The 18,058-nt window shown below is 68.6% G+C and carries 22 protein-coding genes; 13 read left to right on the forward strand and 9 right to left on the reverse strand.

Annotated features, from left to right (window positions below; genetic code table 11):
* The first annotated feature begins 195 nt into the window (after positions 1–195).
* Positions 196–1,473: an MFS transporter gene (locus AC3XYG_RS00630; RefSeq protein WP_489137878.1), complete on the forward strand. Its 1,278-nt coding sequence runs from the start codon at positions 196–198 to the stop codon at positions 1,471–1,473.
* A 4-nt stretch (positions 1,474–1,477) separates the two neighbouring features.
* On the opposite strand, the gene AC3XYG_RS00635 is transcribed toward AC3XYG_RS00630, so the two are convergent.
* Entirely contained in the window at positions 1,478–2,161 is a 684-nt protein-coding gene (locus AC3XYG_RS00635; RefSeq protein WP_489137879.1) for a class I SAM-dependent methyltransferase, read from the reverse strand.
* Positions 2,162–2,294: 133 nt separating this feature from the next.
* Between AC3XYG_RS00635 and AC3XYG_RS00640 the strand changes: the two genes are divergently transcribed.
* The 3 genes from AC3XYG_RS00640 to AC3XYG_RS00650 all read left to right on the forward strand — a co-directional run bounded on the left by AC3XYG_RS00640 (position 2,295) and on the right by AC3XYG_RS00650 (position 3,875).
* Complete coding sequence (locus AC3XYG_RS00640) at positions 2,295–3,131, forward strand: aminoglycoside phosphotransferase family protein (protein WP_489137880.1); 837 nt, start codon at positions 2,295–2,297, stop codon at positions 3,129–3,131.
* Positions 3,132–3,214: 83 nt separating this feature from the next.
* Positions 3,215–3,607: a c-type cytochrome gene (locus AC3XYG_RS00645; RefSeq protein ID WP_489137881.1), complete on the forward strand. Its 393-nt coding sequence runs from the start codon at positions 3,215–3,217 to the stop codon at positions 3,605–3,607.
* Positions 3,608–3,695: 88 nt separating this feature from the next.
* Positions 3,696–3,875: a hypothetical protein gene (locus AC3XYG_RS00650; RefSeq protein ID WP_489137882.1), complete on the forward strand. Its 180-nt coding sequence runs from the start codon at positions 3,696–3,698 to the stop codon at positions 3,873–3,875.
* A 3-nt stretch (positions 3,876–3,878) separates the two neighbouring features.
* Here the strand turns inward: AC3XYG_RS00650 and AC3XYG_RS00655 are convergent, their stop codons facing one another.
* Together AC3XYG_RS00655 and AC3XYG_RS00660 are read right to left on the reverse strand one after the other, a co-directional pair.
* The gene (locus tag AC3XYG_RS00655; protein WP_489137883.1) at positions 3,879–4,301 is read right to left on the reverse strand and encodes a nuclear transport factor 2 family protein; all 423 of its coding nucleotides are present in this window, start codon (positions 4,299–4,301) and stop codon (positions 3,879–3,881) included.
* 97 nt (positions 4,302–4,398) lie between these two features.
* Positions 4,399–4,740, reverse strand: a complete 342-nt coding sequence (locus AC3XYG_RS00660) for an ArsR/SmtB family transcription factor (RefSeq protein ID WP_489137884.1) — start codon at positions 4,738–4,740, stop codon at positions 4,399–4,401.
* A 151-nt stretch (positions 4,741–4,891) separates the two neighbouring features.
* On the opposite strand from AC3XYG_RS00660, the gene AC3XYG_RS00665 reads away from it, so the two are divergent.
* The gene (locus AC3XYG_RS00665; RefSeq protein WP_489137885.1) at positions 4,892–6,325 is read left to right on the forward strand and encodes an MFS transporter; all 1,434 of its coding nucleotides are present in this window, start codon (positions 4,892–4,894) and stop codon (positions 6,323–6,325) included.
* Here the strand turns inward: AC3XYG_RS00665 and AC3XYG_RS00670 are convergent.
* Entirely contained in the window at positions 6,303–6,746 is a 444-nt protein-coding gene (locus AC3XYG_RS00670; protein WP_489137886.1) for a hypothetical protein, read from the reverse strand. The genes AC3XYG_RS00665 and AC3XYG_RS00670 overlap by 23 nt on opposite strands.
* Positions 6,747–6,826: 80 nt before the next feature.
* Positions 6,827–7,693, reverse strand: a complete 867-nt coding sequence (locus AC3XYG_RS00675) for a hypothetical protein (protein WP_489137887.1) — start codon at positions 7,691–7,693, stop codon at positions 6,827–6,829.
* A gap of 261 nt (positions 7,694–7,954) precedes the next feature.
* On the opposite strand from AC3XYG_RS00675, the gene AC3XYG_RS00680 reads away from it, so the two are divergent.
* From AC3XYG_RS00680 to AC3XYG_RS00715, 8 genes are all read left to right on the forward strand, one after another.
* The gene (locus AC3XYG_RS00680) at positions 7,955–8,686 is read left to right on the forward strand and encodes a Crp/Fnr family transcriptional regulator (protein ID WP_489137888.1); all 732 of its coding nucleotides are present in this window, start codon (positions 7,955–7,957) and stop codon (positions 8,684–8,686) included.
* 105 nt (positions 8,687–8,791) lie between these two features.
* Positions 8,792–9,058, forward strand: coding sequence for a hypothetical protein (locus AC3XYG_RS00685; protein ID WP_489137889.1), 267 nt, complete (start codon positions 8,792–8,794; stop codon positions 9,056–9,058).
* 87 nt (positions 9,059–9,145) lie between these two features.
* The gene (locus AC3XYG_RS00690) at positions 9,146–9,328 is read left to right on the forward strand and encodes a CsbD family protein (RefSeq protein WP_489137890.1); all 183 of its coding nucleotides are present in this window, start codon (positions 9,146–9,148) and stop codon (positions 9,326–9,328) included.
* Between the two features lie 11 nt (positions 9,329–9,339).
* Entirely contained in the window at positions 9,340–9,486 is a 147-nt protein-coding gene (locus AC3XYG_RS00695) for an entericidin A/B family lipoprotein (RefSeq protein ID WP_489137891.1), read from the forward strand.
* A 78-nt stretch (positions 9,487–9,564) separates the two neighbouring features.
* Positions 9,565–9,723, forward strand: coding sequence for a YqaE/Pmp3 family membrane protein (locus tag AC3XYG_RS00700; RefSeq protein WP_395675055.1), 159 nt, complete (start codon positions 9,565–9,567; stop codon positions 9,721–9,723).
* Between the two features lie 70 nt (positions 9,724–9,793).
* Complete coding sequence (locus tag AC3XYG_RS00705) at positions 9,794–11,755, forward strand: S9 family peptidase (protein ID WP_489137892.1); 1,962 nt, start codon at positions 9,794–9,796, stop codon at positions 11,753–11,755.
* A gap of 105 nt (positions 11,756–11,860) precedes the next feature.
* Entirely contained in the window at positions 11,861–12,397 is a 537-nt protein-coding gene (locus AC3XYG_RS00710; RefSeq protein ID WP_489137893.1) for a hypothetical protein, read from the forward strand.
* Between the two features lie 113 nt (positions 12,398–12,510).
* Positions 12,511–12,879 carry a nuclear transport factor 2 family protein gene (locus AC3XYG_RS00715; protein WP_489137894.1) on the forward strand — a complete coding sequence of 123 codons (369 nt, stop codon included), beginning with the start codon at positions 12,511–12,513 and terminating at the stop codon, positions 12,877–12,879.
* 21 nt (positions 12,880–12,900) lie between these two features.
* Here AC3XYG_RS00715 and AC3XYG_RS00720 read toward each other — a convergent pair whose 3' ends face one another.
* The 4 genes from AC3XYG_RS00720 to lpxK all read right to left on the reverse strand — a co-directional run.
* A complete protein-coding gene (locus AC3XYG_RS00720) occupies positions 12,901–13,800 on the reverse strand; it encodes a hypothetical protein (RefSeq protein ID WP_489137895.1) in 900 nt (299 codons plus the stop codon).
* A gap of 97 nt (positions 13,801–13,897) precedes the next feature.
* Entirely contained in the window at positions 13,898–14,263 is a 366-nt protein-coding gene (locus AC3XYG_RS00725) for a hypothetical protein (protein WP_489137896.1), read from the reverse strand.
* A 167-nt stretch (positions 14,264–14,430) separates the two neighbouring features.
* Positions 14,431–17,184, reverse strand: a complete 2,754-nt coding sequence (locus AC3XYG_RS00730; protein WP_489137897.1) for a hypothetical protein — start codon at positions 17,182–17,184, stop codon at positions 14,431–14,433.
* A gap of 304 nt (positions 17,185–17,488) precedes the next feature.
* A partial coding sequence (gene lpxK, locus AC3XYG_RS00735) for a tetraacyldisaccharide 4'-kinase (protein ID WP_489137898.1) occupies positions 17,489–18,058 on the reverse strand: 570 nt, incomplete at its 5' end.

Raw genomic sequence — 18,058 nt, forward strand, 5'->3', positions numbered from 1 at the left:
CGATGCGGATTAGGCCGGTGTATTCCGTGCCTGTCATCGACAGCCCCCTCCCCCAGCCCCCTCCCGCGAGGGGAGGGGGGACTCATTTGGATGGCCGGCGAGACCCCAAGGCGGTCGCATTCTTCCTCAAACCACCCCGAGGCCCGATTGAACGGATCTTCTTCCAGTCCTGACCAGGGCCCGGCGCGCCAGCCCGTGCGTGCCGCAGCGGCCGCCTTCATCGGCACCGCCATCGAATTCTACGATTTCTACGTCTATGGGCTGGCGGTGCCGCTGGCGCTGGGGCCGCTGTTCTTCCCGAGCACAGATCCCTTCGTCAGCACCCTGGCCGCCTTCGGCACCTTTGCGCTCGGCTTCGTCGCCCGGCCGATCGGCGGCATGCTGTTCGGCCATCTCGGCGACCGGCTGGGCCGCAAGAAGCTGCTGATCTTCACCATGCTGATGATGGGCTTCGCCACCATCGCCATCGGCTGCCTGCCGACCTATGCCGCGATCGGGGTCTGGGCGCCGATCCTGCTGGTCACGCTGCGCATCATCCAGGGCCTGGCCACGTCAGGCGAATGGGGCGGCGCCGTGCTGATGGCGGGCGAGCATGCGCCGGCGAAGCGGGTCACCTTCTTCGCCTCCTTCGCCCAGCTCGGCAGCCCGGCGGGCCTGCTGATGGCGCTGCTGATGTTCCGGGCGATGAAGCTGCTGGACCCGGCGGATTTCCTGGCCTGGGGCTGGCGCGTGCCGTTCCTGGCCGGCGTGGTGCTGCTGGTGGTCGGCTTCGCCATCCGCGCCAGCGTGCGCGAGACCCCGGCCTTCGAGGCCGTGGTGAAGCAGAAGGAGATGGCGCGCTACCCGGTGGCGGAGGCGCTGCGCACCGCCTGGTATCCGATCCTGCTGGCGGCCGGCGTCTCGGTGCTGGGCACCGGCGGCTTCTTCTTCACCAATGTGTTCATGATCTCCTACGCCACCAAATATGTCGGCATCCCCGAGCAGTTGATCCTCGACTGCCTGCTGTGGGTCACGGTGATCCAGTTCCTGTCGCAGCCGGTCTCGGCGCTGCTGGCCGAGCGCATCGGCGAGGTCCGCTTCCTCAAGCTCGCCGCCTTCCTGGCGATGCTGGCGCCCTATCCGATGTTCCTGCTGGTCGGCACCGGCCAGCCGCTGGCGATCGTGCTCGGCATCTCGCTCGCCATCGTCACCCTGTCCGGCGTCTATGCCGTGATGGCCGGCTTCCTCAGCACCGCCTTCCCGGCCCGGCTGCGCTATTCCTGCATCTCGATGGGCTATCAGCTTGGCGTCACCGTCTCGGCCGGCGGCGCGCCGCTGCTTGGCCAGGTGATCGCCCAGCACTACCAAGGGCAATGGCTGCCGCTGGCACTGTTCTTCAGCGTGCTGGCCGCGGTGACGCTGGCCAGTGTCCAGGTCTTCATGCTGTGGCGCCGCGGCTACGACGCACGCGAGGCGGCGGCGCAGGTGGCCTGAAGCGTCAGGCCGGAACCGCCAAGGCCCAGCGGCGCGGCGGATCCAGCCAGCGGTCCAGCCGCAGCCCGGCAGTGGCCAGCTCTTCCGCCAGCTGCGTGTCGTCGATCAGCTCGCAGGTGTAGCTCTGGGTCCAGGCCGCGTCGGCGGCCTCGGATCGCAGGACGATATGGGCCAGGCGGCCCTCGTGCTGGACCGATTCGACGGTGTGGCGGATGCCGGCTTCCTCCCCAGCCGGCCCGGGCCGGATCGACGCGAAGCTGTCGGGGTTGCGCCGCTCGATCAGCACGGCGCCGCCGGGCCGGACATGCCGCCGACAGGTGGCGAGCAGGGCGGCGCGCGTCCGCGCCTCGGGGAAGTTGATCAGCGTGCTGGCCAGCAGCACCGCGTCGAAGCGGCGGCCGAGGTCGAGATCCTCGATATCGGCCAGCACCGTCTCCGCGTCGCGGATATGGGCCAGCATCTCGGCCGAATTGTCGACCGCGGTCACACGGTGGCCGAGGGCGACCAGCGCATGGGTCACCCGGCCCGGCCCGGAGCCTAGCTCCAGGATCGAACCGCCGGCCGGGACCACGGCGGCGACGATCTCCGCCTCGTCGTCGGCCGGCAGGCGGCGGTACAGCTCGACCGCGCAGCCATCCTGCGTGTGTGGTCCCGGCCCGGTGCCGGTGAAGCGGATTCTCGACCCCATCGCCTGCCTCCCCTTGCGATACTCTGACATGGCGCTGGCGGCAGGCCGGTGCCAGGGACCGGTGGGCCCCTGGCCAAGCGGCGAGAAGGCCCCTATCTGCTGCCTGGACCCTTGGCGAACCCCAGGACCGACGATGTTCGACGACGATCTGGCCCGCTGGGGCCTGGTGCCGGACGGCGACCCGATCGTCACCCATGGCAGCCGGCTGCTGCCGGTGCTCCACGGCGACCTGCCGGCCATGATCAAGCAGCCGGTCAACGCGGATGAGCGCCTGGGCTGCCTGCTGATGCAGTACTGGACCGGGGAGGGGGCGGCCATGGTGCTGGCCCAGCATGGCGACACGCTGCTGCTGGAGCGTGCCACCGGCCCCGCCTCGCTGACCGCGATGGCGCGGCTGGGGCAGGATGACGAGGCCTGCCGCATCCTCTGCGCCGCGGCCACCGGGCTGCACCGGCCGCGCGGCCGGCCGCTGCCGGACGGGCTGTTGCCGTTGGCACAGTGGCTGGAGCCGTTGACGCTCGGCGGCGACCGCTACGGCGGTGTCGTCGCCCGAGCCGCCGCCACGGCGCGCGACCTGCTGGCGGGGCCGCGGGAGGTCGTCACCCTGCATGGCGACCTGCACCACGACAACGTGCTGGATTTCGGCCCGCGCGGCTGGCTGGCGATCGACCCGCGGCACCTCGTCGGCGACCGCGGCTATGACTACGGCAACATCTTCACCACTCCGGATATGGGCCTGCCCGGCGCACCTGATCTCGCCGCACCTGACGAGGCCGTGGCCACCCAGCCCGGCCGCCTGGCCCGGCGGGCGGCCGTGGTGGCCGAGGCGGCGGGGATGGAGCGCGACCGCCTGCTGCGCTGGGTCCTGGTCCAGGCCGGCCTGTCAGCGGTCTGGATCCTCGACGACGGCGACCACCCGGCGATCGACCTGGCGGTGGCCGAACTGGCGCTGGCGGAGCTGGGCGGCTGAGCGCACCTCCGGCTTGATTTTCAGAATATGAGTGTTTATCACATTAGTAAATGTGATCATTACTCATATTCGGAGTCGGTGCGATGTTCAGGACCAAGCATGGTGCGGCTCTCGCCGTGATGGCCGTGGTGGCGCTGCCGGCCGTGGCGCGGGCCCAGATGGCGGATCCGGTGCGGGGCGAGGCGGTGTTCGAGGTTTGCGACTCCTGCCATTCGCTGGAGGAGGGGGAGGACAAATACGGGCCGTCGCTGCACGGGCTGCTGGGCCGGCTGTCCGGCTCGGTCGAGGATTTCGACTACACCGACGCGATGCGGGACAGCCACCTGACCTGGAATGAGGCGACCCTCGACCGCTACCTGACCAACCCCCGCGCGCTGGTGCCCGGCACGCGCATGGACTTCCCCGGCCTGCCCCGGCGGCAGGACCGGCTCGACCTCATCGCCTATCTCAAGACGGCGGCTGGCCGGGCGCCCTGACGGTCACCACGGCGAGAGTGTTCCCCGTCACAGCGTGCCGGCGCGGTTCGTGTCATGGGTCGTGGCTTGTGAGCCGTGCGAGCCCCCGATGACACAAGGCCTCCCGAGGATTCTTCCCTGCCGTGCCGTCCTGCGCGGCCTGTGCGCCCTGGCGGTGCTGGCCGTGCTCTGCGTCACGCTGACCAGCACGGATGCGCTGCCGCGCGCCCGGATTCTCGGCGAGTTGGCGATCGGCGCCATGGTGGGCGGGGCGGCCTGGGCCTGGTGAGTCTTACGCGGGCCTGGCCATGGCGGCGCGCAGCAGCTTGAAGCCGACCCAGCCCCAATAGACCCGGTGGTGGCTGATCAGCCCGTCCACGACATCCATCACCTCGACCAGGTCGACCTGGTCGCCCTCCGGCGTCTCACGCGGATATTCCCAGGTCAGCTGCCGGCCGTTGGAGAAGAAGAGCCCGGTGCGGTACCAGCGGCCGAGATCGGTCTGCAGCGTGCGCAGCCCGGCCTGGAAGAAGGACTGGATCGCGGCCCGGCCCTGCAGGATTCCGTCGGTCGCCTCGCCATAAGTGGCCACGATCAGCGGCGTCTCCAGGATGGCGTCCTCGGCATAGAGGGCCACCAGCCCGTCGAGGTCGCGGCTGCGGACCGTCGCGTGCCACTGCTCGTAGATTCGGCGGATCGCGGCATCGGTGCTCATCGTCATCTCCATCGGCCGGTCATCGGCTGATGCAGGTCTAGCCTGGCCGCGGCACCGGATGATTCGACGCCGGTCGAAACATGAGGCCCCGGGGTCGTCAGCGGTTGCCGGGATGCGCCATCGCGTCGGCGTGATCCGCGACGGCGGCTTTCAGCAGGGCATCGAGCAGTCCCGGAAAGCGGGCCTCCAGGTCGTCGCGCCGCAGCGACAGCAGGTTTTCGCGGCCCGACGGGCGCTGCCAGATCACGCCGCTGTCGCGCAGCACGCGCCAGTGATGGGTCAGGGTGGATTTCGACACGCCCGGCAGCAGCGTGCCGCAGGCGCGGTCGCCATCCGCGGCCAGGGCGCGGATCACGGCCAGCCGCATCGGGTGGCCGAGGGCGGTCAGCACGTTCTCCAGCCGGATCTGGTGCCGATCGGGATGCTGCGGGGTGATCATGATCGATAAATAGGAAATGGTACGCGGACAGTCAAACCTTCGCGCCTCCGGCATGGGCGAGTTTAGTACGTATATTCCGGTACTATCAAACAGTACGATAATCTGCGTACAGTCGGACGAATCGAATCCCCCTCCGAGGAGTCCGGACCCCATGTCCGCAACCGTTTCTGCCGATCGCGGCGGCCATCATTCCCTGGGCTGGAGCCTGGCCCTGCTGGCCCTGGCCCAGACGATCATCTCGCTCGACCTCAACATCGTGTTCGTCGCCCTGCCGGAGATCGGCACGGGGCTCGGCTTCTCCGAGCAGTCGCTGCAATGGGTGGTCAGCGCCTACACCGTGTTCTGCGGCGGCTTCCTGCTGCTCGGCGGCCGCGCCGCCGACCTGCTGGGCCAGCGCCGGATGTTCGTGTTCGCGCTCGGCCTCTACGCCGCCTCGTCGCTGGTCGGCGGCCTGGCCTGGTCCCCGGCGGTGATCATCTTCGCCCGCGCGGTCCAAGGCATCGGCGGCGCGCTGCTGTTCCCGGCGACGCTGTCGCTGGTCAACCGCCTGTTCGAGGAAGGGCCGCGGCGCAACCGGGCGCTGGCGGTGTGGGGGGGCGCCGGCGCCAGCGGGCTGACGCTGGGCTCGCTGCTCGGCGGCGTGCTGACCAACAGCTTCGGCTGGTCGGCCGTGTTCTTCGTCAACGTGCCGCTGGCCGGCCTGGTCGCGCTGGCGGCGCTGGTGGTGATTCCGCGCGACCCGCCGCGGCCGCGCGGCCGCAGCTTCGACCTGCCCGGGGCGCTGACCGCCACCGCCGGCGTCACCCTGCTGGTCACCGTGCTGGTGCAGGGGCCGGCGGCGGGCTGGACCTCGGCAGGGATCGTCGCCTGTGCCGTGCTGTCGGCGCTGCTGCTGGCCGCCTTCGCGCTGATCGAGACCCGCAGCGCCGACCCGCTGATGCCGATGCGCCTGTTCCTTAACCGCCACCTGGCGGCCGGCATGGCAATCACCTTCCTCTACATGGGCAGCTTCGGCGCGCTGCCCTATTTCCTGACTGTGCTGTTCCAGACCGTGCATGGCTTCAGCGCGCTGGAGACCGGGCTGGCCTTCGTCGTGCCGTCGCTGGCCATCGCCGCGGGCACCCAGCTCGGCGAAAGGCTGGCCACCCGGCTGGGCACCCGCAGCACCCTGCTGCTCGGCATGGTCGGCGGCGGGTTCGGCACCGTCCTGCTCGGGCTCGGGGCCTTCGGCGGCGCCGGCTATCTCGCCGTCGTGCCCGGCCTGATCGTGTCTGGCATCGGCCAGGGCGTCACCTGGACCGGGATGTGGATCGCGGCCGCCTCCGGCGTCGACCATGACGAACAGGGCGTGGCCTCCGGCATGGCCTCGACCACGCTGAACATCGGCAATGCCATCGGCCTGGCCATCCTGGTCGCCATCGCCAATGCCGGGATCGGTGGCCGGACGGGTGAGGCCCTGCGTGCGGCGATGCTCGACGGCACCCGCACCGCGATCTTCCTGGCCGCCGCCGGGGTCGGGCTCGGCATCCTGGTGGCGCTGACCCTGCCGCGCCGGGTCCGCTCTAACGCCGTACCGGCGGCCTGACCGGGCCGTCGGCCTCCGCCAGCCCTTCGGCCCGGCGCTGCCGACGGATGAAGTCGATGCCGCAGGCCAGCTTCGCGGCGGTTGGCGTCCGGCTATCCAGCACCCGCCAGAACGGCGTGACCGCCACCAACGCCGCACCGTCCCGATGAGCCTCCCAGGCCGCTTCGGCGACGGTGCGCAGATGGAAGCCGGTGGTGATCGGGCAGGTCACCTCCGCCCCGTGCCGGCGGGCCAGCGCGCGGCGCAGGCCGGGCACATCCAGGCCGGTTCCCACCGGGATGGCGCGGATGAAGGCGTCGATCATCCGTGCCGTCGGCACCAGCATGATCTCGCCCGCCTTCATGCCGGCGATGTCGATCGGTGCCGGCTTGACCTGATGCGGCCGCGGGTCCCGCAGCTTCTCGGCCCAGGATTTCGCCATCGCTCCCTCTCTCATCGACCGGGGGCATGATGGCACGATCCCGATTGATCGATCCTGCGAAGATCGGAACGGCTTGGCCGCTACTGCCTGACCGACGCGATCGAGCCGTTGCTGACCAGCCAGCGGGTGCCCTCCGGCTGGGTCAGCACAATCAGCGGCAACTGGCGGCGCAGGCTCAGGAAGACATGCAGCTCGGTCGGGATCGGCGATTGCGGCTCGGCCACCGCCAGTGCCACCGCGCGATGGCCTTCGGAGGTGAGCTCGCCGGCCAGGCAGGAGGGTGGGGGCAGGCGCCCGCCGGACAGGATCCGGCTGCCATCCGGGCTGACCAGGAAGCGGAAATGCCCGCCGACCGGGAAGACGCCGCGCTGGGTCGATTCCGGCAGGGCGTAGACCCGCCAGTTGCGGGTGCCCGGGTCGCGGAACGCCACCGGCGCATAGACCTTCGAGCAGGGCTGGTCCAGGCGGCCGAGCGCCAGCTGCACCGCCGCGAACTGGCCGGCTTGATCCGGGGTCAGCGGCGCGCCGTCGCGCCGGGCCAGGACCGGGGCCTGGCCGGTGGCATCGACGGTAACGTCGTAGGCCGCCTCCGGCCCCTGGCGGCCCTGGCGGACGAAGCGGACCAGGATGCCGGTCGCCACCGGTTCGGTCACCCAGCCGACCACGCCGCCGGTCTGCAGGTCGATGCCATTGCGGCGCAGAACGTTGCTGGCCAGGGCCGCGGCGCCGTCGATCACATAGATCTGGCGGCCGAGGGTCTCGGCCTGCCGGAATTGCGGCCCGGTCTGCTGCACCAGCTGGGATGCGGGAAACGGTGTGTCGGTCTCGGCCGGCACGGTGGTGGTCGCACCGGTCTGGGCCGCCGGGGCCGGCGTCTGGGCGGCTGCCGTTCCGGCTGAGGCCGCCAGGGTGGCCGAGAGGACGATCGCTAGGGAACGCTGGCGCATGCTGTCTCCGCTATGTCGGCGGCCACCATGCCGCGGCGGCCAGCCGGGGCCAAGCCCCTGACGTGTCACGGGTCTCCTACGGGCCCCGGGCGGAAAGGGTTCCGTGCGGTGGGCCCGGAACGGTCGCCGGCGCGTTATCTGATCCAGACAGCGGACCGGACCGTAACGCTGTTTAAACTTTTGACGTACTCGGTTTCGACCATCCCGTTTAATTCGATGGCCGTTCGATACGACTCGCCGGTTGATGAGGAGACGCGATCGATGGCCCCGACCAAATGCGCGACCTGCCCGTTGCGCAGCCGGCCGCTGTTCAAGACGAACACGGATGAAGAGATCACCTTCATCAACGAGATGCGCCGCGGCACCCTGAAGTTCGCGACCGGGGCGCAGATCGTATCGCAGGGCGACGACGACAGCGATCTCTACACCCTCTATTCCGGCTGGGCGTTCCGCTTCAAGGAACTGGAGGATGCACGGCGGCAGATCCTCAACATCCTCATGCCGGGCGATTTCATGGGCTTCCATGTCTCGCCCCAGACCGGCGCGCCCTACGGCATCGAATGCCTGACCGAGGTCGAGGTCTGCGTCTTCCCCAAGCGGCGGCTGTGGGACCTGTTCCGCAACCATCCCGGCCTGGCCTACGACGTCACCTGGCTGACCGCGCATGAGGAAGGCATCGTCGACGACAACCTGCTGTCGGTCGGCCAGCGCTCGGGGGTGGAGCGCGTCGCGACCATCGTGCTCGCCGTCTACAAGCGGGCGCGGCAGCTGGATCTGGTCAAGGACAATGCCCTCGAATTCCCGCTGACCCAGCAGCACATCGCCGACATGCTGGGCATGTCGCTGATCCACACCAACCGGGTGCTGCGCCGGCTGCATCGCGACGGCGTCTTCACCCTGGCGCGCAAGAAACTGCAGGTTCATGACACCAGCGCCCTGCGGTCACTCGCCGCATGGGCGGAAACCCCGGTGCCGAAACGGCCACTGATCTGAGTTTCCCCTGTTTCCATCGTATCGCCTCGTCCCGCAATCCGGTCCTCGCGGCCGGAAGCCTGGCGTGACGTGGCGCCGTTCGTGCAATCCAAGGAGAAAACCACCATGGCGACCCGCAACATCGAACAGGATGTCGACAGCCTTACCAGCACGATCGCGGATCTGCGGGCCGAGATCGGCCGGCTGACCGGCCGGGCCGGCGGCGCGGCGCAGGATGCGGTCGATGCCGGCAAGCGCGGCGCGCGCCGCGTCGGCAAGGCCGCCGATGCCTTTTCGGACGAGATTCAGGGCCATGTCACCGAACGGCCGCTGACCAGCCTGGGCCTGGCCTTCGCCGCCGGCCTGGCGATCGGCCGTTTCCTGTGCCGCTAAGCGCAGCGTGACGGAACCATATCGGCCGCGATGCCGTTCCATCACCGGTCCGCTGCGGATCGGTTTCCCAGGAAAAGGAAAAAATCCATGGATAAGGACCGCATCAAGGGCGCCGTAGACCAGGTCGTCGGCAAGGGCAAGACGGTTGTCGGCCAAGTGACCGGCAACACCTCGCTCGAAGCCGAAGGCCGGGTGCAGCAGGCGGGTGGCAGGGTCGAGTCCGCGGCCGGCAAGGTCAAGGACGCCGTCCGCGACGTTCTCAAGAAGTGAGGAGCTGAATCATGATCACACGTATCGTTCACCTCACCGGACGGCTGCCCGCCAGCCTGAGCATGGCCGCCTGCAACAACACCGTCCGCGGTGTCGGCCAGGACACCCAGACGGCCGGTCAGAACATCGAAGGGGCGACCAAGCCCAACCCGCCGTGATCGGTCGCCCGGGCGGATGATGCCATCCGCCCGGGCATCCCGGCTTTCAATCCCGTGCCTTGAAGGACCTCTCCCGGAATGGATCTGATCCGGATCATCATCGCCATCCTGCTGCCGCCGCTGGGCGTGTTCCTGCAGGTGGGCTTCGGCGGGCAGTTCTGGCTCAACATCCTGCTCACCCTGCTGGGCTATTTTCCGGGCATCATCCACGCGGTCTGGGTGATCGCGAAAAAATAAGCCGCGTCCGGCACTGGAAACGCGCCGCCCGATCGGACAGGCTGTCGCTCCGTCGATCGGAGAAGCAGCCATGTCCAGCATCAGAACCGCGCCCTTCGGATTCTGGAGGTCGCCGATCACCTCCGACCTGATCGTGGCGCAGTCGATCGGCCTGTCCGAAGTCCAACTGGATGGCGACACCGTCTGGTGGCTGGAAAGCCGGCCGCAGGGAGGCGGGCGCAGCGTCCTGGTCCGGCAGGGACCGGACGGCACGATCGCCGATGCCAGCCCCGCCGGGGTCAATGTCCGCACCCGGGTGCATGAATATGGCGGCGGCGCCTGGACCGTCGTCGACGGCACCGTCTTCTTTTCCAACGACCGTCCCGGCACCCCGGCCGACCGCCGGCTGTACCGCCAGGCTCCTGGCGCGGCACCGGTGCCCGTCACCCCGGCGACGGATGCGGCCGGGGAGGAATGGCGCTTCGCCGATGGCCTGATCGATCCGCGCCGCCGGCTGTGGATCGGCGTCGGCGAACGCCACCGCCCCGGCCAGGCGCATCCGGACAACGCCATTGTCGCGGTGCCGCTGGACGGCGCCGCCGCCGGCACTGTCCGCATCCTGGCCGAGGGCCACGACTTCTTCGCCTCGCCCCGGCTGTCGCCGGATGGCAGCCGCCTGGTCTGGCTGGCCTGGGACCATCCGCACATGCCCTGGGTGGAGACCACCCTGTTCGCGGTGGACCTCACGGCCGACGGGTCGCCGGCCGAGGCGCCGCAGGCGCTGGCCGGCGGATCCGGCGAATCGGTGTTCCAGCCGGAATGGTCGCCGGACGGCGCCTGGCTGGTCTTCGTCGCCGACCGCTCCGGCTGGTGGAACCTGTATCGCTGCGACGGGCGCGGTGGCCCGATCGAAGCCGTGCTGCCGATGGCGGCCGAATTCGGCCGGCCGCAATGGGTGTTCGGCCTGTCGGCCTACAGCTTCTCCGGGCCTGGCCGCCTGCTGTGCAGCTATATCGAGGGCGGCCTGGGCAAGCTCGCCTTCGTCGATCTCGCCGGCGGCGCGCTGACGCCAGTCGACCTGCCCTACACCGACATCACCTCGCTGCGGGCGAATGAGCGGGTGGCGGTGTTCCGCGGCGGTTCGGCGCGCGACGCCGCCGCGATCGTCCGGCTCGACCTCGCGACAGGGCGGCGCGAGGTGCTGAAGCGCGCGACCGAGATCGGCGAGGACCCGGCGCTGCGCCGCTTCTTCGCCGAGGCGCAGCCGGTCGAATTCCCGACCGCGGGCGGCCGGACGGCGCATGGCCTGTACTATCCGCCGACCAACCCGGACCACGCGGCGCCGGCGGGCGACGTGCCGCCGCTGGTGGTGAAGATCCATGGCGGGCCAACCTCCGCCGCCTCCTCGACCCTCAGCCTCGGCATCCAGTACTGGACCAGCCGGGGCATCGCCGTGCTCGACGTCAACTATGGCGGCAGCACCGGCTATGGCCGCGCCTATCGCGACCGGCTGAATCTGGCCTGGGGCGTGGTCGACGTGCAGGATTCGGTCGCCGGGGCCAAGTATCTCGCCGCCCAGGGGCTGGCCGACCCGGCCCGGTCGGTGATCACCGGCGGCAGCGCCGGCGGCTACACCGCCCTGGCGGCGCTGGCCTTCGACACCTGGTTCGCCGGCGGCGCCAGCCATTACGGCGTCAGCGACGCCGCCGCCCTGGCCCAGGACACCCACAAATTCGAGTCGCGCTATCTCGACTGGCTGATCGGCCCCTATCCGCAGGAGGCCGAGCGCTACCGTGAGCGGTCGCCGCTGTACCATGCCGACCGGCTGTCGAAGCCGGTGATCTTCTTCCAGGGCGACGAGGATGCGGTGGTGCCGCCGAACCAGACCGAGCTGATGGTCGACGCGCTGCGGGCCAAGGGCCAGCCGGTCGGCTATGTCCTGTTCGCCGGCGAACAGCACGGCTTCCGCAAGGCCGCCAACATCCAGCGCGCTTTGGACGGCGAACTGGCCTTCTACGCGGTCGAGATCTTCAAGACCGGCCTGGCCTATTAGGGGTGGGTGCTTTGGAGTCTCGCAGGCGTTGCCATTCTTCGGCCAAACATGGCGGCCTGAATCCACCTGAAACGATCATGCTCTAGGATGCAAACGATGCCGTGGATGAGATCGGGACGTCACCGTCGACGCACCGCCGGGGTCTTCGCCGCCGGGCTGACCGCCGCCCTGCTGGCCTGGGCCGGTCCGTCGATGGCGGCTCCCCCGGCGGCGACCGACAGCTGGTCGGTCTACGGCAATCCCCGGTTCTGCTATGGCGTCGACGTGCCACCCGGCTTCACCGTGACGGCCGAACCGGACAATGGCGACGGCGTCACCATGGCCTCGACAGAGAGCGGGGCGCGGCTGCTGGTCTGGGGCACCAATCTCATGGACACGTTCCGCACGGACGCGGCCTCCCGGCTCGAAGAGTATGGCCACGACGGCTGGCGGATGACGCTGCACCGCATCGCCGACGGCAAGGCCAGCCTGTCCGGCAGCAAGGGCGGGCGGATCCTCTATGTCCGCGGCATCGACCTTGGCGACGGCCAGGCCGCGTGGTTCCAGCTCGACTATCCGCAATCCCGGGCCAAGGCCTTCGATCCCGTGGTCGACCGCCTGGTCCGCAGCCTGGCAAAGGGCCAGGAATGCACGGGGCAATAGGCGGGCGAACGGGCTTCGCACCGCGTCGATCCCAGGAACTGGGCGCGGATGGCTGCGGTTGATGAAGGACGGGGATGGCTGAATCACCGCCCATCACCGCAGGGAGACGGATCATGGCCGACCACGCCAAGCCGCTCGACATCGCCCTCGCCCTCGCCTTCACCAAGGCCTGGACCAGCGGAGACCTCGATGCCGCGGCGAAGTTCATCGCCGACGACGTCGTCTTCGACGGGCCGATGCAGCAATCCACCGGGGCTGGGCCCTATCTGAAGGGCCTGACCGGGCTGGCCCATGACGTCACCGGCGTCAGGGTGATCGCCGCCTTCGGCGACGACGACCAGGCGCTGCTGATGTACGATTTGGCCACCCGGTCCGCCGGCACGCTGACCTGCGCCAAGCACCTCACCATTCGGGACGGCAAGATCCGGCGCGACCAGTTGACCTTCGACACGCATCCGATCCGCAAGGCCAAGGCGGCATAGGCGGCCAGGCCGCTGGGCCGGTCACCCCGTGTCGAAGCCATCGAGGCCGGCGGAGCAGAGTTCGGGGTCGACGCCGAGGGACCGGCACAGGCGCAAGGTGACGACGTGCGCGGTCTCGGTGTCGAGCCAGCCGATCGCGTCGGCCTCCTGCAGCCGGAGGGCCAGCCCGGCCCGCAGCCCCTCGATCCGGCTGGGATCGCGGATCTCGGCGAAGGTTTGTTCCATCGCGGCGACGACCCGGTCCCGGCGCTGGTTTCGCTCGGCCTCGATCTCGACGGTCGTGCCGGTCAGCCGGGCCGGGCGCGGCGTCGCCGGCCACCAGCGGGCCCACGGGCTCCACTCCCGGCTCATGCCCAGGCCGCAGGCCAGCCCGGCCATGACCGCGCCGGCCGGCCGATCCTCGGTCCGGGCCGCCGGGTCGGCGTAGAGGTTCTCGATCCGCTCCCCGAGTTCGCCCTCCAGGGCCGCGGCCCGGTCGTCGTCGTCCGGGGTTTCGTCCCAGACCATGCTGTGCAGAACGCTCTCCACCTCCGCGCGCTGGGCGGCGCGGCGGGCCGGGCGGGCGGCCTCGCGCTCCGCGGCTTCGGCCGTCTCGCGGGCGCACAGGCTGTCGATGGCGCGGCTGCGCTGCGCCAGGGACCGCTGCACCAGCAGGGCATAGCGGGCGAAGGCCGTCCCGGCCTCCCGGGCCTCGGCCCTTGGGTCTTCGGCCCTGGTGTCGGCGTCCTCAGCCGGATGTCCGTCCGGGCTTGCCTGCACGTTGTCGGCCGCGGCGGTCTGGGCCGCCAGGGCGCGGGCGCCGGCCCCTTCGGCCAACTGCATGCCGATCTCGGCCAGGCGCGACAGCGCTTCGACCTGCTGCAGCCCGAGGGCGCGGCGATAGGCCTGGAGGTCGGGATCGGGTGCGGGGGTGTTTGTCATGAAACATATCATGAACAAAAAGGAAGCACCCCACACTGCACAAAACGTTTACATCGGTTCCAGGCGGCCCCGACCAGAGCTGGGGCCGCTAGCGGTCTCAGAGCATAAAGTCGCCCGCCACCAGCGCCGTCGCCGAGTGTACGGTGATGGCCATGTCGGCCACCTTGTCGCCGTTCACGTCCGCCAGCACCGTGTAGATCCCGCCGCTTCCCTGCACGATGACTTCGTGGCCGGAGCCGGTGAAGGCGCCGCCCGGCGTGAAGGTGAAGGCGGTGTTGCCATTGGCGCCATTGCCGTCGGCGTCGATCGGGCGAAGGTCGATCTTGTCGCCCTCAGAGTGCGAAAAGTCGCTGATCGCGTCGCGGCCGGCCGTTGGCTGGTGCCGTTGAGGTAATCCACGAATTGGGTGCCATTGATGGTCGCCATAGTGCTCTACCTTCCTGTATTTGTTGGCTGAATCCAAATCGGTCTACCCCGGACAGTATAGCTAGGTTAGGGTTCCGGCGTATTGATGGCTGCGACTTGCGACAGGCGGCCGGCTGCTCGGGGCCGTACAGAATGGAATCCCGGTCGGCACGGCGATCTCCATCCGGACCGCCGTGCCGGATGGAGATCGGATAGCGCACGGCCTCAGAGCACGAAATCGCCGGCGACGAGGGCGATGCGGCCGGTGAGGACAATGTTGAAGTCGGACCCGCCGTCGCCATCGATGTCGCCGCCGATGATGGTGGTGCTGCCCGAATAGGCGTAGTGCAACTGGCCCGCCTCGTAGCTGTAGCCAGCGCTGCCGATGAAATGGAACGCCTGGTCGCCGATTCTGTCCGTCCGGGCATCGATGGCCGAGAGATCGATCCGGTCGCCCTGCGCATGGGAGAAATCGGTGATCCGGTCTGCATTGGCGCCAGGCGCGCTGTACGCGACGGCGGACAGCACGAAGCGGTCGGCCCCGCCGCGCCCCTCCAGGATATCCCGGCCAGCCCAGCCGTTCAGCACATTGGCCCCGGCATCGCCATAGATCGCGTCGTTGAAGCGCGATCCGTTCACGTTCTCGGCCTCGATATAGTCACCCTGGGCGTCGCCGCCCGACCCGGCGTGGCTGGCCAGGCTGACCGTCACAGCAGCGGCACTGTCGGTGTAACTGACGGTGTCGATGCCCGCGCCGCCGATCAGCCGGTCGGCGCCTGCCCCGCCACGGAGCGTGTCGTCGCCGCCCAATCCCTGCAGCACATTCGCGCCGGCATTGCCGGTCAGGCCGTCACGGTGCTGGCTGCCGTCGACATTCTCGATGCCGAGCAGAACGTCGCCTTGGGCGTAGCCGCCCGCGGCGGTGGCGGCGGCGAGGTTGATCGTCACTCCGGCGGAGCTGTTGGCGTAGTGGACGGTGTCGATGCCGGCGCCGCCGTCCAGGCGATTGGCGGCGGCGTCGCCGGTCAAGTGGTCAGCGAAGGCCGAGCCTCGCAGATTCTCGATGTTCACGAGGCGGTCGCCCTCGGCGTCGCCGCCGTGGCTGATGCCGGAGAGAGTCGCGTTGACGCCGGCGGACGAGGTGGAATAGTCCGCCGTGTCGACGCCGCCGCGGCCATCGAGATAATCCGCGCCGGCGCCGCCGGCCAGGCTGTTGGCCCCGGCGCTGCCGTAGAGATAATCGTTCAGGGCCGAGCCGACCAGGTTCTCGATCCCCGCCAGCGTGTCGCCTTGGGCATCGCCGCCATTGCCGGCATTGCTGGTCAGGCTGACCACCACCGCGGCGGTGCTGCCGGCGTAGCTGGCCGTGTCGATGCCGATTCCGCCATCCAGCACGTCGGCTCCGGCACCGCCCCGCAGGACGTCGTTGCCGTCTCCGCCCTGCAGCGCGTTGGCACCGGCGGACCCGATCAGCGTGTCGGCGAAGCGCGAGCCGACGATATTCTCGATGTCGTGGAGCCGATCACCCTCGGCATAGCCGCCATGGCCCTGGCCGGTCGTCAGATCCACCGTCACCGCGGCGGTGCTGTCGGCATAGCTGACCGAGTCGGTGCCGGAGGACCCGAGCAGAAGATCCGCCTTCAGGGTCGTGCCTCCAAGCAGGACCTTGAAGACATCGTTCCTGCCGTTCGTGTCGTTCGCGACCAGATTCGTGGCCGCGCTTTGATATGTCACGATGCTCCCGTCGGGGCTGATCTTGGGAAGGATCGAGGCCCCATTCGCCTGGCTGCCATCCGCCGCGATGGACAGTCTGACGATCCCCCCAGTCTGCGTGTCGAGCAGGAAGATGTCGTTGACACCGTTGGTGTCGCCCGCGACCAGGTTGCTGGCTGCGCTGGAAAATACGATGTAGCGCCCGTCATCGGACATCGACGCTCCGACCGAGGCGCCATTCCCCGGCGTGCCGTCCGCGGTGGCCGACACCGCGATCGTGGTGCCGAGCACCGTGTCGCGCAGGAAGATATCCTGGGCGCCGTTGGTATCGCCGGCGACCAGGTTGCTGGCGAGGCTTTCGAAGAGGATGTAGCGCCCGTCGCCGGACATGCCGTCCATGGTCGAGTAGCCGTTCGCCGCCCCGCCATCCGCGGCGGCGGTCACCAGCGTCGTGGTGCCGAGCACCGTGTCGCGCAGGAACACATCGCTGGCAGCGTTGGTGTCGCCGGCGACGAGATTGCTGGCGTTGCTCTCGAAGGCGACATGGCGGCCATCGTCCGACATCAGGGCGTCGTACGAATTGCCGTTGGCCTGCCCGCCGTCGGAGGCAACGGAAATCCTGGTCGTGTTGCCCAGGGTGGTGTCGCGGAGGAACAGATCGACGACGCCATTCGTATCTCCAGCCACCAGATTCGTCGCGGCGCTGTTGAACACGATAAAATGCTCATTGGTCGATATGGCTTCGAAATAAGAAGCGGCGTTGGCCTTTTGTTCGTTGCTGTCGACCGAGACGAGAACGCTCGTTTTGGCGACGACATTGTTCAGGGACAAATCGCCATAATTTTGTAAAATATAAGTTCCTTCTCTTGAGGTGTCAACAAATTTTACCAAATATGCATCAGTATATACTTCGTTTTCTGTCACCCCTCCTGAGGGAGATATCACATTTTGGTAATAGATTGTATATCCGCCGCTACCTTCAACGTCGTTCCAATTGTAGAAATAATCTCTTTCATAGGAAATATATTTACCATCATCAGAAAATGAAAGATTAAAATAGCTGTTTCCATAATTTTCATCAATATTTCCGGTATAGGTTCCTCGTTCTGACAAAATTAAATTATTATTATTGTCAATGATGTAAACGCTATTGGAACCCGAAAGGCCTATGTATCCACTGTCAGTTATCTCTGTAACATTGACATAGTACGAAAATTTCCAGTCCCCGGTGAGAGAGGTGACGGACGAGGCGTTAATGACAGTCATTTGAAATCTCCGATGGATGTTTTATCCCGAGTCTGGATCCTGGATCGTCAGGCCATGTTGACGGTAGTCGAGGGAGCGTCGTCGCCAACCGTTCCAGGCGCCGATCCGCTGACGCCGGCCCTCCGGATCGAAGCCAGATCATGCCTCTGGCGAGGGGCGAACGTCACCGCGACCTGCACAGCAATTGAGAGGACATGATACCGGTCTGGGGGGCAGATCGTCCACAAGCCAGCCGAATTTCCGGAAAATCTTCCGAATCCCATGGCCGGAGGGGCGGATTGGCGCCGGCGGCGCCCAGCCGGTCCTAGGAGACGCCGGGGCCGAGCACCCGCCGCATCACCGGCTCCAGCACCGCGTCGACCGCGACCGGGTCGTCCCAGGTCAGGTCGACCCGCAGCGCCTCGACCATCGGCCGGGCCTGGGGCGGCAGGCGAACCAGGTCTTTCTCCGTCGTCACCGCCATGGCATCGCGGTCCTGCGCGGTCTCGACCAGCCGCATGACGGCGTCAGGGGTGTAGGCGTGGTGGTCGGGGTAGGGGATGCGGGCCACGATCTCGGCGCCCAGCTCCGCCAGGGTGTCGAAGAACTTCTCCGGCCGGCCGATGCCGGCGAAGGCCAGCACCCGGCGGCCGCGCAGCCGGGCGGCGTCCGCCGCCGACGGCACCAGCCGGGCGCCCAGGACGGGCAGGTCGTGGCGGGCGGCCAGGGCGGCGATGCCCGCCCGGTCCGGCCCCATCACCACGATCGCGTCGGCCCGCTTCAGCCCGTGCTCCGGCGTCTCGCGCAACGGGCCGGCCGGCAGCACCAGGCCGTTGCCGAAGCCGGCCGGGCCGTCGACCACCAGCAGCGACAGGTCCTTCTCCAGGCTCGGATT

It is taken from the genome of Inquilinus sp., assembly GCF_057815775.1.

Excerpts from the sequence above, each read along its gene's own strand:
- AC3XYG_RS00635 (WP_489137879.1), bottom strand. The coding sequence starts at position 2,161 with ATGGGGTCGAGAATCCGCTTCACCGGCACCGGGCCGGGACCACACACG.
- AC3XYG_RS00640 (WP_489137880.1), top strand. The coding sequence starts at position 2,295 with ATGTTCGACGACGATCTGGCCCGCTGGGGCCTGGTGCCGGACGGCGAC.
- AC3XYG_RS00645 (WP_489137881.1), top strand. The coding sequence starts at position 3,215 with ATGTTCAGGACCAAGCATGGTGCGGCTCTCGCCGTGATGGCCGTGGTG.
- AC3XYG_RS00650 (WP_489137882.1), top strand. The coding sequence starts at position 3,696 with ATGACACAAGGCCTCCCGAGGATTCTTCCCTGCCGTGCCGTCCTGCGC.
- AC3XYG_RS00655 (WP_489137883.1), bottom strand. The coding sequence starts at position 4,301 with ATGAGCACCGATGCCGCGATCCGCCGAATCTACGAGCAGTGGCACGCG.
- AC3XYG_RS00660 (WP_489137884.1), bottom strand. The coding sequence starts at position 4,740 with ATGATCACCCCGCAGCATCCCGATCGGCACCAGATCCGGCTGGAGAAC.
- AC3XYG_RS00665 (WP_489137885.1), top strand. The coding sequence starts at position 4,892 with ATGTCCGCAACCGTTTCTGCCGATCGCGGCGGCCATCATTCCCTGGGC.
- AC3XYG_RS00670 (WP_489137886.1), bottom strand. The coding sequence starts at position 6,746 with ATGGCGAAATCCTGGGCCGAGAAGCTGCGGGACCCGCGGCCGCATCAG.
- AC3XYG_RS00675 (WP_489137887.1), bottom strand. The coding sequence starts at position 7,693 with ATGCGCCAGCGTTCCCTAGCGATCGTCCTCTCGGCCACCCTGGCGGCC.
- AC3XYG_RS00680 (WP_489137888.1), top strand. The coding sequence starts at position 7,955 with ATGGCCCCGACCAAATGCGCGACCTGCCCGTTGCGCAGCCGGCCGCTG.
- AC3XYG_RS00685 (WP_489137889.1), top strand. The coding sequence starts at position 8,792 with ATGGCGACCCGCAACATCGAACAGGATGTCGACAGCCTTACCAGCACG.
- AC3XYG_RS00690 (WP_489137890.1), top strand. The coding sequence starts at position 9,146 with ATGGATAAGGACCGCATCAAGGGCGCCGTAGACCAGGTCGTCGGCAAG.
- AC3XYG_RS00695 (WP_489137891.1), top strand. The coding sequence starts at position 9,340 with ATGATCACACGTATCGTTCACCTCACCGGACGGCTGCCCGCCAGCCTG.
- AC3XYG_RS00700 (WP_395675055.1), top strand. The coding sequence starts at position 9,565 with ATGGATCTGATCCGGATCATCATCGCCATCCTGCTGCCGCCGCTGGGC.
- AC3XYG_RS00705 (WP_489137892.1), top strand. The coding sequence starts at position 9,794 with ATGTCCAGCATCAGAACCGCGCCCTTCGGATTCTGGAGGTCGCCGATC.
- AC3XYG_RS00710 (WP_489137893.1), top strand. The coding sequence starts at position 11,861 with ATGAGATCGGGACGTCACCGTCGACGCACCGCCGGGGTCTTCGCCGCC.
- AC3XYG_RS00715 (WP_489137894.1), top strand. The coding sequence starts at position 12,511 with ATGGCCGACCACGCCAAGCCGCTCGACATCGCCCTCGCCCTCGCCTTC.
- AC3XYG_RS00720 (WP_489137895.1), bottom strand. The coding sequence starts at position 13,800 with ATGACAAACACCCCCGCACCCGATCCCGACCTCCAGGCCTATCGCCGC.
- AC3XYG_RS00730 (WP_489137897.1), bottom strand. The coding sequence starts at position 17,184 with ATGACTGTCATTAACGCCTCGTCCGTCACCTCTCTCACCGGGGACTGG.